The 12,615-nt window shown below is 69.7% G+C and carries 13 protein-coding genes; 7 read left to right on the top strand and 6 right to left on the bottom strand.

The window, feature by feature from the left end:
- Positions 1 to 118: 118 nt before the first annotated feature.
- On the bottom strand, positions 119 to 937 hold the full coding sequence (locus AB0F11_RS17625) for a hypothetical protein (RefSeq protein WP_362174006.1): 819 nt from the start codon (positions 935 to 937) through the stop codon (positions 119 to 121).
- 257 nt (positions 938 to 1,194) lie between these two features.
- Here AB0F11_RS17625 and gcl point away from each other — a divergent pair, with 257 nt between their 5' ends.
- Positions 1,195 to 2,982, top strand: coding sequence for a glyoxylate carboligase (gcl, locus tag AB0F11_RS17620; RefSeq protein WP_362174004.1), 1,788 nt, complete (start codon positions 1,195 to 1,197; stop codon positions 2,980 to 2,982).
- Positions 2,983 to 3,110: 128 nt separating this feature from the next.
- Here gcl and AB0F11_RS17615 read toward each other — a convergent pair whose 3' ends face one another.
- Both AB0F11_RS17615 and AB0F11_RS17610 read right to left on the bottom strand, forming a co-directional pair.
- A complete protein-coding gene (locus AB0F11_RS17615; protein WP_362174001.1) occupies positions 3,111 to 3,476 on the bottom strand; it encodes a pentapeptide repeat-containing protein in 366 nt (121 codons plus the stop codon).
- Positions 3,477 to 3,613: 137 nt separating this feature from the next.
- The gene (locus AB0F11_RS17610) at positions 3,614 to 4,336 is read right to left on the bottom strand and encodes a TetR/AcrR family transcriptional regulator (protein ID WP_362173998.1); all 723 of its coding nucleotides are present in this window, start codon (positions 4,334 to 4,336) and stop codon (positions 3,614 to 3,616) included.
- Positions 4,337 to 4,465: 129 nt separating this feature from the next.
- On the opposite strand from AB0F11_RS17610, the gene AB0F11_RS17605 reads away from it, so the two are divergent.
- Positions 4,466 to 5,890 carry an MFS transporter gene (locus AB0F11_RS17605; RefSeq protein WP_362173995.1) on the top strand — a complete coding sequence of 475 codons (1,425 nt, stop codon included), beginning with the start codon at positions 4,466 to 4,468 and terminating at the stop codon, positions 5,888 to 5,890.
- A gap of 433 nt (positions 5,891 to 6,323) precedes the next feature.
- Here AB0F11_RS17605 and AB0F11_RS17600 read toward each other — a convergent pair whose 3' ends face one another.
- The 3 genes from AB0F11_RS17600 to AB0F11_RS17590 form a co-directional block, all read right to left on the bottom strand.
- Positions 6,324 to 7,781, bottom strand: coding sequence for a catalase (locus tag AB0F11_RS17600; RefSeq protein WP_362173992.1), 1,458 nt, complete (start codon positions 7,779 to 7,781; stop codon positions 6,324 to 6,326).
- A gap of 204 nt (positions 7,782 to 7,985) precedes the next feature.
- The gene (locus tag AB0F11_RS17595; RefSeq protein ID WP_362173989.1) at positions 7,986 to 8,876 is read right to left on the bottom strand and encodes a 2-hydroxy-3-oxopropionate reductase; all 891 of its coding nucleotides are present in this window, start codon (positions 8,874 to 8,876) and stop codon (positions 7,986 to 7,988) included.
- A 73-nt stretch (positions 8,877 to 8,949) separates the two neighbouring features.
- The gene (locus tag AB0F11_RS17590) at positions 8,950 to 9,783 is read right to left on the bottom strand and encodes a TIM barrel protein (RefSeq protein WP_361911660.1); all 834 of its coding nucleotides are present in this window, start codon (positions 9,781 to 9,783) and stop codon (positions 8,950 to 8,952) included.
- A 124-nt stretch (positions 9,784 to 9,907) separates the two neighbouring features.
- Here AB0F11_RS17590 and AB0F11_RS17585 point away from each other — a divergent pair, with 124 nt between their 5' ends.
- The 5 genes from AB0F11_RS17585 to pucL all read left to right on the top strand — a co-directional run bounded on the left by AB0F11_RS17585 (position 9,908) and on the right by pucL (position 12,527).
- Positions 9,908 to 10,159 (top strand): hypothetical protein, encoded by a 252-nt coding sequence (locus AB0F11_RS17585; protein ID WP_361911657.1) that lies wholly within the window; start codon positions 9,908 to 9,910, stop codon positions 10,157 to 10,159.
- Complete coding sequence (locus AB0F11_RS17580) at positions 10,156 to 10,539, top strand: helix-turn-helix domain-containing protein (RefSeq protein ID WP_362173985.1); 384 nt, start codon at positions 10,156 to 10,158, stop codon at positions 10,537 to 10,539. The genes AB0F11_RS17585 and AB0F11_RS17580 overlap by 4 nt, the downstream gene beginning before the upstream one ends.
- Positions 10,540 to 10,691: 152 nt before the next feature.
- The gene (uraD, locus tag AB0F11_RS17575; protein WP_362173982.1) at positions 10,692 to 11,198 is read left to right on the top strand and encodes a 2-oxo-4-hydroxy-4-carboxy-5-ureidoimidazoline decarboxylase; all 507 of its coding nucleotides are present in this window, start codon (positions 10,692 to 10,694) and stop codon (positions 11,196 to 11,198) included.
- 6 nt (positions 11,199 to 11,204) lie between these two features.
- A complete protein-coding gene (uraH, locus tag AB0F11_RS17570) occupies positions 11,205 to 11,597 on the top strand; it encodes a hydroxyisourate hydrolase (protein ID WP_362173979.1) in 393 nt (130 codons plus the stop codon).
- 6 nt (positions 11,598 to 11,603) lie between these two features.
- On the top strand, positions 11,604 to 12,527 hold the full coding sequence (pucL, locus tag AB0F11_RS17565; RefSeq protein ID WP_361911646.1) for a factor-independent urate hydroxylase: 924 nt from the start codon (positions 11,604 to 11,606) through the stop codon (positions 12,525 to 12,527).
- Positions 12,528 to 12,615 lie beyond the last annotated feature (88 nt).

Genomic DNA, 12,615 nt, shown 5'->3' with positions numbered 1-12,615 from the left:
GGCCTGAGCCTCTACCAAGTCGTCCGCGAGCTACAGACCCTCCTCGCGACATGGACCGGCGTCTGCCCCACCTGCCACCGCGGCATAACCACACCCGCCCCCACCTGACCAAGCCCTACTAGGCGCCCGAGCCGAGGAGGGCGTCTGCCGGGTCGTTCAGGGGTTGGGGCATGCCCGTGAGGTCCATGACGAACAGCGGTATGCCGAGGTCGTCCGCGCGGGAGCGGGCCTCCTGGGTGTAGCCCGCGAGGGCGAAGTAGACGCTCGTCGCCGAGGCCGTGAGGCCGTTCAGCCAGACGCACTCCACCGCGCGGAGCCCCGCCGGCGCCGTGGTGGGGTCCACCTGGGCGACGAGGCCGGGGGCGCGCAGGTCCACCGCCGCCGAGGGGATGGGGCGGCCGTCGGGCTGGCGGACGTCCTGGAAGCCGAGCCACCGCAGGTACAGCGCGGCCGTGGCCACGGCGTCGCGGGCCGTGCGGATGGTGACCGGGCGGAAGGCCGGCCGGAGGGCAGGGGCGGCTGCGGTGTCCCCGGGGGATGTGGAGCCCGCGCTGTCCGCCGGGTCCCCGGCGGCCGGGCGGGTTGCGGCGGACTCCGGTGGGGGTGCCGGGCGGGTCGGGGGTTCCGGGGCCTCCGGGGCGGGGGTCGTGCCCGTGCCGGGATCCGCGGGGGCCACCGGGTGGACCGGGATCCGTACGACCGTCCCGCACGAACCGCAGCCCAGCTCCGGATGCGGCCACTCGCTCACCTCCCCGCAGGTCCCGCACCGCACCGCCACCCACGCCTCCGACCAGGTGCGGTGCGTCAGCGGCACGGGCGGCGCCGCCAGGTCCAGGGGCAGCGCGGCCGGGCTGCCGCAGGAGCAGGGGAAGACCGGGGCGGTGTAGCCGTTCTCCCGCAGGCACGCCGGGCAGCGCACCGGTACCGCTTCCGCCATCAGAGCTCGACCCCCTCCGTCGCTGTGCGTGGGTCCATGCTCCACCACCTGCGACCGCCGCGGCGACCGCGCCCGCGATTTTCGGCCCGGTCCCGGTCTTTCGTACAAGTCGCTTGAGCGAGACGCGGCTTTTGGTGCGTTCCGCGGTGTCCCACCGCCTTGACGTGCGAGGACTCGGCCTTTAGCTTGTTCCGTATAGCAGAACAAAACTTCCGGATTACGGAAACAGTCTGACGCCAGACCTGCAGGAGACATCGATGCCTCGTATGACAGCCGCAGCCGCCGCCGTTGAGATCCTCAAGCGCGAGGGTGTTTCGCAAGCGTTCGGCGTGCCCGGCGCTGCGATCAACCCGTTCTACCGAGAGCTCAAGAACGTGGGCGGCATCAACCACACCCTCGCCCGTCACGTCGAGGGCGCCTCGCACATGGCCGAGGGCTACACCCGCGCCCAGGCGGGCAACATCGGTGTCTGCATCGGCACGTCCGGCCCCGCCGGCACCGACATGATCACCGGCCTGTACTCCGCGATCGCCGACTCGATTCCGATCCTGTGCATCACCGGCCAGGCCCCGGTCTCGAAGCTCCACAAGGAGGACTTCCAGGCCGTCGACATCGCCACGATCGCCAAGCCGGTCACCAAGGCGGCCACGACCGTCCTGGAGGCCGCGCAGGTTCCCGGCGTCTTCCAGCAGGCCTTCCACCTGATGCGCTCCGGCCGCCCCGGCCCGGTCCTCATCGACCTGCCGATCGACGTCCAGCTGACCGAGATCGAGTTCGACCCCGAGACGTACGAGCCGCTGCCGGTCTACAAGCCGTCCGCGACCCGCGCCCAGGCCGAGAAGGCCCTGAGCTTCCTGCTGGAGTCCGAGCGCCCGCTGATCGTCGCCGGCGGCGGCATCATCAACGCCGACGCCTCCGACCTGCTGGTCGAGTTCGCCGAGCTCACCAACATCCCCGTCATCTCCACCCTCATGGGCTGGGGCACCATCCCGGACGACCACGAGCTGGCGGCCGGCATGGTCGGCGTCCAGACCGCCCACCGCTACGGCAACGCGACGTTCCTCGAGTCGGACTTCGTCCTCGGCATCGGCAACCGCTGGGCCAACCGCCACACCGGCTACAACCTGGACGCGTACACCAAGGGCCGCAAGTTCGTCCACGTCGACATCGAGCCCACCCAGCTCGGCAAGATCTTCGCCCCCGACTACGGCATCGCCTCCGACGCCAAGGTCGCCCTGGAGCTCTTCATCGAGATCGCCAAGGAGCTCAAGGCCGCGGGCAAGCTGCCGGACTTCTCCGCCTGGGCCGCCTCCGCGCAGGAGCGCAAGGCCACCCTGCAGCGCCGCACGCACTTCGAGAACATCCCGATGAAGCCGCAGCGCGTCTACGAGGAGATGAACAAGGCGTTCGGCCCGGAGACCCGCTACGTCACCACCATCGGCCTCTCCCAGATCGCCGCCGCGCAGTTCCTGCACGTCTACAAGCCGCGGCACTGGGTCAACTGCGGCCAGGCCGGCCCGCTCGGCTGGACCATCCCGGCCGCCATCGGTGCCGCCACCGCGCAGCCGGAGACCCCGGTCGTCGCCCTCTCCGGCGACTACGACTTCCAGTTCATGATCGAGGAGCTGGCGGTCGCCGCCCAGCACAAGGTCCCCTACGTCCACGTCCTCGTGAACAACGCCTACCTCGGCCTGATCCGCCAGGCGCAGGGCGGCCTCGGCATCAACTTCGAGGTCAACCTCGAGTTCGAGAACATCAACACCCCGGAGATCGGCGTCTACGGCGTCGACCACGTCAAGGTCGCCGAGGGCCTGGGCGTCAAGGCCATCCGCGTCACCGACCCGGAGAAGCTGGGCGAGGCCTTCGAAGAGGCCAAGAAGCTGGCCCAGGAGTTCCAGGTCCCGGTCGTCGTCGAGGCCATCCTGGAGCGCGTCACCAACATCGCCATGAGCAAGACGGTCGACATGAGCGACGTCACCGAGTTCGAGGAGCTCGCCACCGAGCCGGGCCACGCCCCGACCGCGATCAAGACCCTGAAGGTCTGACCCGCGGGTCCGAAGACCGGGCCTGGCCGGCAGCCCTGACACCGCCGGCCCGGCTCATACAGCGGCCCCCGCCCCTCCGCACGAACGGAGGGACGGGGGCCGTTCGTGTCAGGGTCCGCCCGAGCTTTCTAGGTCGCACCGGTGAGGTCGGCGTCCCTGAACTGGGCCCCGCGCAGGTCGGCATGGTTGAAGTTCGCGTCGTGCAGCGACTTTCCGCTGAAGTTGATGGTCTTGACGTCGTCATGGCCGGCGGCGGCGAAGCCCGGGACGGAGGCCGCGCTTTCGACGCCCGCCCGCCATGACGCGTGTTCCTGGGACAGTCGGATCGACTCGCTCATGAAGAGTGCGGACAGCCCCACCGCGATCCCGCACACCAGACCGCCGCCGATGCCGGCGAGCACCTCGATCCGCGGCTCGGACTCCGGTTCCCTGCGGGCCATGCGCCAGGCGCGAAGGGCAAGAAAACCCCCGAGGGCCAGGAGGACGAAGGTCAAGACCCATTGCATCAGGGGGCATGGGGGCCTCCTCGGCGTCTGCGGAGAAGCGGTTGCCGGACCGGCACCCACACTCCCTGCCTACGCCCGCCCCGTGGTGATCGCAAGCGCATCCGGCCGGAATCCGGCCGCTGCGGTTACCGGCAGTCCGCCGCCAGGCCGTTGATCAGCACCTCGATGCCGAGCGCGAGGCGGCTCGCGGCCGGGCCGGAGGACAGCTCCGCCGTGCTGGAGGCGAGGTGCGGATGGCGCACCGGGTCGAGTCCGGCGAGCCGCTCCTCGATGGAGGCCCGGGCGTGACGGTGCTCCAGGGCGTCCTGCAGGGCGCCGGCGCCGTCCCCGGCCGCCGTGGCCGCGGCGGACACCTCGTAGGTGACGGCGCCGATGTGAAGGGCGATCAGGTCGCAGCCCCATGCGGCCCGTTGACGATCGACCCCGCCCGCCAGCAGCAGCCCGAGGATCCGGTCGAAGAGATCGAGCCAGGCCGGGCCGGCCGGGATCGAGCCGAGCGAGACCCGGCCGATGCCCGGGTGGGAGTTCAGGGCGTGGATCACATCGGTGATCAGGCCCGCCAGGCGCTCGCGCCAGTTGCCGGGCGGATCGGCGGGCAGCTCCGGCAGCGGTACGGTCGCCACCACCGCGTCGAGCATCAGCCGCAGCAGCTCCTCGCGCTGGGCGACGTAGACGTACAAGGACGCGGGGCCGGTGTCCAGTTCGGCCGCCACCTTGCGCATGGTCACCGCGTCCAGGCCCTCGCGGCGCAGGACCCGCAGGCCCGCGTCCACCACGGCCCGTTCGCTGAGCGGGGGCTTCGCGGGGCGGGTGCGGGTGCTGGGGCGGCGGGGCGGCGGCGTCGGCATGGGCACAGGCTAGCACTTGACAGCGAACGGTGTTCGTAGCGAACGTTGTTCGTGACGAACACCGTTCGTTCATTTTTCTGTCGCACGAGGTCGTACCTCGTCCTGTGCAGCCACCCCTGGAGTGCCTCCGTGTCCCGTCTCGCCTTGAGCCCCGAACCGGGGATCCCGAACGCAGGCCCGTACCGCCGGCGTTGGGCCGTCCTCGCCGTCGTACTCCTCGCCGAGGTGATGGACCTCCTGGACGCCACCGTCACCGGTGTCGCCGCCCCCGCCATCGCCGCCGATCTCGGCGGTGGCCGCGAGGTCGCCCAGTGGCTCCAGGCCGGCTACACGCTGCCCTTCGCCGTCCTGCTGATCACCGCCGGGCGGCTCGGGGACCGGTTCGGGCGGCGCCGGCTCTTCCTCCTCGGCGCCGCCGGATTCACCCTCGCCTCCGTCCTGTGCGCGCTGGCGCCCGAGCCGGGCACCCTGATCGCCGCCCGCGCCCTCCAGGGTGCCTGCGGCGCCCTGCTGCTGCCCCAGGGCTTCGGCATCGTCAAGGACTCCTTCCCCCAGGCCGAACTGGCCAAGGCCTTCGGGCTCTTCGGCCCGGTCATGGGCCTGTGCGCGGTAGGCGGTCCGGTGGCCGGCGGGCTGCTGACGGGGGCGGACCTGTTCGGCACCGGATGGCGGATGGTGTTCCTCGTCAACCTGCCGCTCGGCCTGGCGGCGCTGGCCGGCGCCGTGCGCTGGATACCCGGCGGGGCGTCCGACCCCGGGCTGCGGCTCGACGTGCCGAGCATGCTGCTGGCCGGGGCGGCTTCCGGGGCACTGGTCTACCCGCTGGTCCAGGGCCGGGAGCTGGGCTGGCCCCTGTGGGCCCTCGCTCTGCTCGCCGCCGGCCCCGCCGGCTTCCTGTGGTTCGCCCGGCTCCAGAGGCGGCGGCCGTCTCCGCTGATGGCACCGGGCCTGTCTGCCAACCGCGCCTACACCGGCGGGATCCTCGTCGCGGTGGTCTTCTTCGCCGCGTTCACCGGCCTGACGCTCGTGCTGTCCCTGTTCCTCCAGGGCCCGTTGGGCCTCTCCCCGCAGGGCGCCGGCTACGCCATCGCCCCGGTCGCCCTGGGCATCGCCGTGACCGCGGGCCCGGCCGGATCGCTCGCCCGCCGCCACGGCCGGACGGTGATCCAGGCGGGCATCGCCCTGACCGCGGCGGGGCTGGTGGTGCTGGCCGTCCTGGCGGGCGCGGCCGGCGGGGTCCACGACGGCTGGCGGCTGCTGCCCGGCACCCTGGCCACCGGACTCGGTATGGGGTTGGTGATCCCCCCGCTGTTCGACGTCATCCTGGCGGGGGTGGCCGATGAGGAGGTGGGCTCGGCGTCCGGCGTGCTCAATGCCGTGCAGCAGCTGGCCAATGCGGTGGGCGCGGCCCTGCTGGTGACGGTGTGGTCGGCCTTCACCGACCACGGCCGCACCGCCTCCGCCGCCCTCGCGGGCACTGCCCTGGTCACGGCGGGCCTGCTGGCCGCCGCGCTGCTGCTGTCCGTACGCCTGCCCCGTCGGGCGCGGCCCTGACGGAACGCCGGCCGTGACCCCGGCCGTGACCCCGTACGGACACGGGCACGACAAAGCGCCGAGTCACGGGACCGTCCGTGACTCGGCGCTTTGGGTGTTACCGCCCGACGGAGCGAGGCTGGCGCGACAGGACGTTCGCACCGCCGGGCGGAGTGTGTGGGAGATCCGAGTTCTCCCTGCTCCACAGGGGACCCTGTGCGTGGCCCCTGTAGAGCAAGGAATGGCTGGGACCGTGGCGGACGGCGACGGGAACTTCGGCTTCGTCTCCCTCAGGTCAAGAGACGGGCCTCGGAACCCATTACCACCGCACTGGCTCGCCGCCGCCACGGTCCTCGTCCTGCCCCCACTGCGCACCACCCCTCATCCGGGTACACAGTGTGGGCCCGGCACCCGGAGCCCGACCTCCCGCCAGGCTCCCGGTGCAGCTTTCGGCTCAGCCCTCGCGCAGTGCGCGCACGGCCTCCTCGACGCGCTTGCCGTAGTCGGCGTCCGCGGCGTGGAAGTGAGCCAGGTTCTTCTCGATGACGTCCTCGCGGGAGACCTGCGACAGACCGCCGGCGATGTTCGCCACCAGACGCTCCTTCTCGGCTTCCGACATCAGGCGGTAGAGCTCACCGGCCTGGAAGAAGTCGTCGTCCTTGGTGTGGGTCGGGGCGGCGTGGGTGCCGGTGTAGCCGGAGACGGCCTTCGGGGCACCGAGCGCCAGGCCGGTCTCGGCCGGACCCTGGTACGAGTTGGGCTCGTAGTTCTTGTCGGTCCGCGACCCGTTGCGGGTGGCCATGAGGCCGTCGCGGCCGTAGTTGTCCGCCACGGTCGCCTTCGGCGCATTGACCGGCAGCTGGGTGTGGTTCACACCGAGGCGGTAGCGCTGGGCGTCGGCGTACGCGAACAGGCGGCCCTGGAGCATCTTGTCCGGCGAGGCGGTGATGCCCGGGACGAAGTTGTTCGGGGAGAAGGCGGACTGCTCGACCTCGGCGAAGACGTTGTCCGGGTTGCGGTCGAGGACCAGACGGCCCACGCGCTGCAGCGGGTAGTCGCTGTGCGGCCACACCTTGGTGAGGTCGAACGGGTTGAAGCGGTAGTCCGCGGCCTCGGCGGCCGGCATGATCTGGACGTACAGGGTCCAGGACGGGTTCACACCGCGCTCGATGGCCTGGAGCAGGTCGGTCTGGTGCGAGTTCGGGTCCTTGCCCGCGAGCTCGGCGCCCTGCTCGGAGGACAGGCAGCGGATGCCCTGGTTCGTCTTGAAGTGGTACTTGACGAAGAAGGCCTCGCCCTGCTCGTTCGTCCACTGGTAGGTGTGCGAACCGTAGCCGTTCATGTGGCGGTAGGACGCGGGTATGCCGCGGTCACCCATCAGCCAGGTGATCTGGTGCGTCGCCTCGGGGGCGTGCGCCCAGAAGTCCCAGACGTTGTCCGCCTCCTGCTTGCCCGTGAAGGGGTCGCGCTTCTGGGAGTGGATGAAGTCGGGGAACTTGATCGGGTCCTTGATGAAGAACACCGGGGTGTTGTTGCCGACGAGGTCGTAGTTGCCCTCTTCGGTGTAGAACTTCAGCGCGAAGCCGCGCGGGTCGCGGACCGCGTCCGCGCCGCCGAGGGAGTCCGCGACGGTGGAGAACCGCAGGAAGGTCTCGGTCTTCTTGCCGACCGTGTTCAGGAACGCGGCGCTGGTGTAGGCGGTGACGTCGTCGGTCACCTCGAAGTAGCCGTACGCAGCCGAGCCGCGCGCGTGCACCACACGCTCCGGGATGCGCTCACGGTTGAAGCGGGCGAGCTTCTCGAGGAGCTGCTGGTCCTGGATCAGGAGCGGGCCACCGACGCCGGCGGTGGCGGAGTTCTGGTTGTCGGCGACCGGGGCGCCGGACTCGGTCGTCAGCGTGCGCTTCGACATGGTGACCTTCCGTACGGGTAACTGCTGACGGAAAGCGTCTTCCGTCATGCGGAACACAGCCTAGATTTCGGCTGAAGGCAACGTCAACAGTTTGTTGAACAAAGATGGAGGTGATCCGGACGGTGCCGGCGCTTGGGCGCGACAGGACAGGTGTCAGCACCGGCACCATCCGGAAACTCAGGTCCCCCGCAGGGGAGCCAGGTCTCAGACCTGGGAGCCCGAGAGGCGCTCGACGGCGCGCAGCAGGGCGGAGTGGTCCAGGCCGCCGTCACCCTGGGCGCGCAGCGAGGCGACCAGCTGGGCGACGACCGCGCCGACCGGAAGGGCGGCACCGACGTTGCGGGCGGCGTCGGTGACGATGCCCATGTCCTTGTGGTGCAGGTCGATGCGGAAACCGGGCTTGAAGTCGCGGTTCAGGAAGTTGTCCTTCTTGCGGGTCAGGACCGTGGAGCCGGCCAGACCGCCGTTGAGGACGTCGAGGGCGGCCTGGAGGTCCACGCCGGACTTCTCGAGGAAGACGACGGCCTCGGCGCACGCCTGGATGTTCACCGCGACGATGAGCTGGTTGGCGGCCTTCACCGTCTGGCCGGAGCCGTGCGGGCCGCACAGGACGATGGTCTTGCCGAGGGTCTCGAGGATCGGCAGGGCCGCGTCGAAGTCGGCCTTCTCGCCACCCACCATGATCGACAGGACGGCCTCGATGGCGCCGGCCTCGCCGCCGGAGACGGGGGCGTCGATGACGCGGATGCCCTTCCCCTTGGCGTTCTTGGCCAGGTCGACCGAGGTCTGCGGGGTGATCGACGACATGTCGATGATCAGCGCGCCGGACTTGGCGTTCTCCAGGATGCCCTCGGGGCCGTAGGAGATGGCCTCGACCTGCGGGGAGGCGGGCACCATCGTGATGATCACGTCGGCGTCCTTGACGGCCTCGGCGATCGAGCCGGCCGCGGTGCCGCCGGCGGCGGCCAGACGGTCCAGCTTGTCCTGCTCCAGGGTGAAGCCGGTGACGGAGTAGCCGGCCTTCAGGAGGTTCTCGGACATGGGGGAGCCCATGATGCCGAGACCGATCCATGCAATCTTCGGGAGGTTGCTCATGATGAGGTCCTTCTCTTAAAGCTATGTACGAAAAGTGACGGGGGTGCCTGGCGGAAAGCCCGGACTTTGTCCCCTACTTCGCGGCGCGGGCCTCGGCCGGCAGCCAGTCGAAGGACGCGGCGGCGTCGGCGGCCTTGTACTCAAGGCCGACAAAGCCCTGGTAGCCGGCCTTCTTGAGCTGGTCGAGGAGGTCCTCGAGGGGCAGCTCACCCGTGCCCGGGGCACCCCGGCCCGGCTTGTCCGCGATCTGGACGTGGCCGGTCTTGGCGGCGTACTTTTCGATGACCTCGGAGAGGTCCTCATCGTTCATCGCCAGGTGGTACAGGTCGAGCAGGAACTTGGCGTTCCCCAGACCGGTCGCCTCGTTCACCTTGTCCACGACCTCGATCGCGGACGGGGCGCTCACCAGCGGGTAGAGCGGCGACTCGGGCTTGTTGAGGGTCTCGATCAGCAGGATCGCACCGACCCGGTCCGCGGCGCGGGCCGCGATGACCAGGTTCTCCAGGGCGAGTTCGTCCTGGACGGCCGGGTCCACACCCTCGACGCGGTTGCCGTAGAGCGCGTTGAGCGCCTTGCAGCCGACCGACGCGGCGAAGTCCGCCGCGATGTCGATGTTGGCGCGGAAGCGGTCCGACTCCTCACCGGGTACGGAGACCGCGCCGCGGTCCGGGCCGGGGAGCTGGCCGGCGTAGAAGTTCAGGCCCACCAGCTGGGTGCCCGCGTCCTCGAGAGCCTTCTTGAGGGCGTCGAGCTCCTCCTGAGCCGGGGTGGGGGTCTCGATCCAGGGCCACCACAGCTCGACCGCGGTGAAGCCCGCCGCGGCGGCGGCCGCGGGGCGCTCCAGGAGCGGGAGTTCCGTGAAGAGGATCGAAAGGTTCACATCGAAGCGCTGGTCCGTGTATCCCATGAGGGGCGGCGCTCCTTCCGTATTGCGGAAGTTTCTTTCTGCTTGATGGAAGACTGCATGGGCCTGCGTGTGGATGTCAAGTGGGGGCTGCCGGTTTTTCCGTACCTCGGGGTAGCTTGACCGGGTGCGATTGAGAGTGGAGTTCACGACCGAGCCCTTCGACCTCGAAGAGGCGCCCGCCCATGCCGTGGCCGCTCGCGAGGTCATCCAGAAGGCGGAACTGGACGCGGTCGACGTCGGCCCGTTCGGCAACACCGCCGAGGGCGAGGCCGGCGCGGTGATCGAGGCGGTGTCCGCGCTGCTGCGCGACTCGCTGCAGGCCGGGGCCACCCGCGTCTCCCTGCAGGTGAACGTGATCAGGGAGGGCATCGAATGACCGAGCCTCGCGACCACCCGTTCGTCGCGGCGGTCAAGCCGCTCGTCGACGCGATGGGCGGGGTGCTGATGGATCCCGCCCAGGCCGAGCGTGACGACGTGGTGCTCGCCTGGGAGGGGCGGGACGTGGTCGCGGTGCGCCTGCCGCAGCTGAGCGAGTCGCTGGACCACATCCTGGCCGCCCTGGAGCGCCGCCACGGCGTACCGTTGTCCCAGCTGGACCGCAAGACGAAGCAGGACGTCGTGCGGATACTGGAGGCGCGCGGCGCCTTCTCCGTCCGCCACGGCGTCGAGACCGTCGCAGGCGCCCTCGGCGTAAGCCGCTTCACCGTCTACAACTACTTGAACAGGGAAAACCCCAACAAAAACCACCAAGGGTGATTCAGGCTTCACCCACGGTCACGAGCCGCCGCCCGAATCAACCGGACGGCGGCTTTTGTGTACGGGAAGTTTCAACAAAGTGTTGACGCCGTGTTGTCCAGGGCGTTAGCTATGCGCAGCCCGTCAAAGCAATCAGGCCACGGAGGCTTCCCGTGACTTCGAGTCCGACCCCGGGGCTTACCCGGTTCAACACCTTGGACGATGCAGCGGCCTCGGCCGAGCTGCACGAGGTGTGCGCCAGTTCGGCATGGGGCAGCAAGCTGCTCGCCCAGCGCCCGTACACCAGCGCCGACGCCCTGTTCGCCGCGAGCGACGCCGCCATGGCGGAGCTCACCACGGCGGACCTGGAGGAGGCGATGGCGGGCCACCCGCCGATCGGCCGGCCGAAGCCGGGAGACCCGACCTCCGCCCGCGAGCAGCGGGGCATGGCCGGGGCCTCCGAAGAGCTCAAGGCCGAACTGCTCGAACTGAACCTGGCCTACCAAGAGAAGTTCGGGCACGTCTTCCTGATCTGCGCCACCGGTGCGACCGGTGAGCAGATGCGGGACGCGGTCAAGGTCCGGATCCAGAACACCGCCGAGGTCGAGCGGGAGATCGCCCGCGGAGAGCTCGTCAAGATCAACCGGATCCGTCTGACCCGACTCCTCGAAGGAGAGTGACAAGCCATGAGCACTGAGACCACGGCCTCGGTGTCCACGCACATCCTGGACACCAGCATCGGCCGCCCCGCCGAGGGCGTCGCCATCTCGCTCGCAGCCCGCAGCGGCTTCGACGCCGAGTGGACCGCCCTGGGCGGCTCCGCCACCGACGCCGACGGGCGTTGCAAGGACCTGCCGGCACTGCCGGAGGGCACCACCCACGTACGCCTCGACTTCGAGACCGAGGCGTACTTCGCCAAGAAGCAAGCCGCCGAGGCGCAGCAGGACGCCCCCCGCGTAAGGGACAGCGGTGCGTTTTTCCCCGAGGTGACCATCACGTTCGCGGTCAACCCGGGCGAGCACTACCACGTACCGCTGCTGCTCAACCCGTTCGGCTACTCCGTTTACCGAGGGAGCTAGCAGACCATGCCCACGATTCTCGGCCAGAACCAGTACGGCAAAGCAGAGAACCGCGTCGTCAAGATCACGCGGGACGGCGACACCCACCACATCAAGGACCTGAACGTCTCGGTCGCCCTCTCCGGCGACATGGACGACGTCCACTACTCCGGCTCGAACGCGAACGTCCTGCCGACGGACACCACCAAGAACACGGTGTACGCCTTCGCCAAGGAGTACGGGATCGAGTCCGCCGAGCAGTTCGGCATCCACCTGGCCCGCTGGTTCGTAGGCAGCCAGGAGCCGATCCAGCGCGCGCGCATCCGGATCGAGGAGTACGCCTGGGAGCGGATCCAGACCTCCGACGCGAACTCCAAGTTCATCGGCGCCGACGAGGTCAAGCACTCCTTCGTCCGCAAGGGCCAGGAGACCCGCGTCACCCAGATCACGTACGACGGCCAGAACTGGGAGGTCATCTCCGGCCTCAAGGACCTGATCGTCATGAACTCCACCAACTCGGAGTTCTGGGGCTACGTGAAGGACAAGTACACGACCCTGCAGGAGGCGTACGACCGCATCCTGGCCACCCAGGTGTCGGGCCGCTGGCGGTTCAACTGGACCGACGACGAGCAGCGGATGCCCAACTGGGAGAAGTCCTACGAGCTGACCAAGAAGCACATGCTCGAGGCCTTCGCGGAGACCTACTCCCTGTCGCTGCAGCAGACCCTGTACCAGATGGGCTCGCGCATCATCAACCACCGTTCGGAGATCGACGAGGTCCGCTTCTCGCTCCCGAACAAGCACCACTTCCTCGTCGACCTCGAGCCCTTCGGCCTGAAGAACGACAACGAGGTGTACTTCGCCGCGGACCGCCCCTACGGTCTGATCGAGGCCACGATCCTGCGGGACGGCGCCGACGCGCGCATCCCGGTGGACCTGACCAACCTCTAGAGCCGGCACCCGGGTCCCGGGGCTCCGCAGTGGCCCCGGGACCCGTCCCCCCGCAACACGCGTACTTCCTGAACTCGGCACCCGGAGC

This window comes from Streptomyces sp. NPDC032472 (assembly GCF_040636955.1).
Lineage (GTDB): Bacteria > Actinomycetota > Actinomycetes > Streptomycetales > Streptomycetaceae > Streptomyces.
This window is presented reverse-complemented; position numbering and strand designations above follow the sequence as displayed.

What these genes read in the sequence shown, in the direction of transcription:
- AB0F11_RS17625 (WP_362174006.1), bottom strand. Translation starts at nt 937, where the DNA reads ATGGCGGAAGCGGTACCGGTGCGCTGCCCGGCGTGCCTGCGGGAGAAC.
- gcl (WP_362174004.1), top strand. Translation starts at nt 1,195, where the DNA reads ATGCCTCGTATGACAGCCGCAGCCGCCGCCGTTGAGATCCTCAAGCGC.
- AB0F11_RS17610 (WP_362173998.1), bottom strand. Translation starts at nt 4,336, where the DNA reads ATGCCGACGCCGCCGCCCCGCCGCCCCAGCACCCGCACCCGCCCCGCG.
- AB0F11_RS17600 (WP_362173992.1), bottom strand. Translation starts at nt 7,781, where the DNA reads ATGTCGAAGCGCACGCTGACGACCGAGTCCGGCGCCCCGGTCGCCGAC.
- AB0F11_RS17595 (WP_362173989.1), bottom strand. Translation starts at nt 8,876, where the DNA reads ATGAGCAACCTCCCGAAGATTGCATGGATCGGTCTCGGCATCATGGGC.
- AB0F11_RS17590 (WP_361911660.1), bottom strand. Translation starts at nt 9,783, where the DNA reads ATGGGATACACGGACCAGCGCTTCGATGTGAACCTTTCGATCCTCTTC.
- AB0F11_RS17580 (WP_362173985.1), top strand. Translation starts at nt 10,156, where the DNA reads ATGACCGAGCCTCGCGACCACCCGTTCGTCGCGGCGGTCAAGCCGCTC.
- uraH (WP_362173979.1), top strand. Translation starts at nt 11,205, where the DNA reads ATGAGCACTGAGACCACGGCCTCGGTGTCCACGCACATCCTGGACACC.
- pucL (WP_361911646.1), top strand. Translation starts at nt 11,604, where the DNA reads ATGCCCACGATTCTCGGCCAGAACCAGTACGGCAAAGCAGAGAACCGC.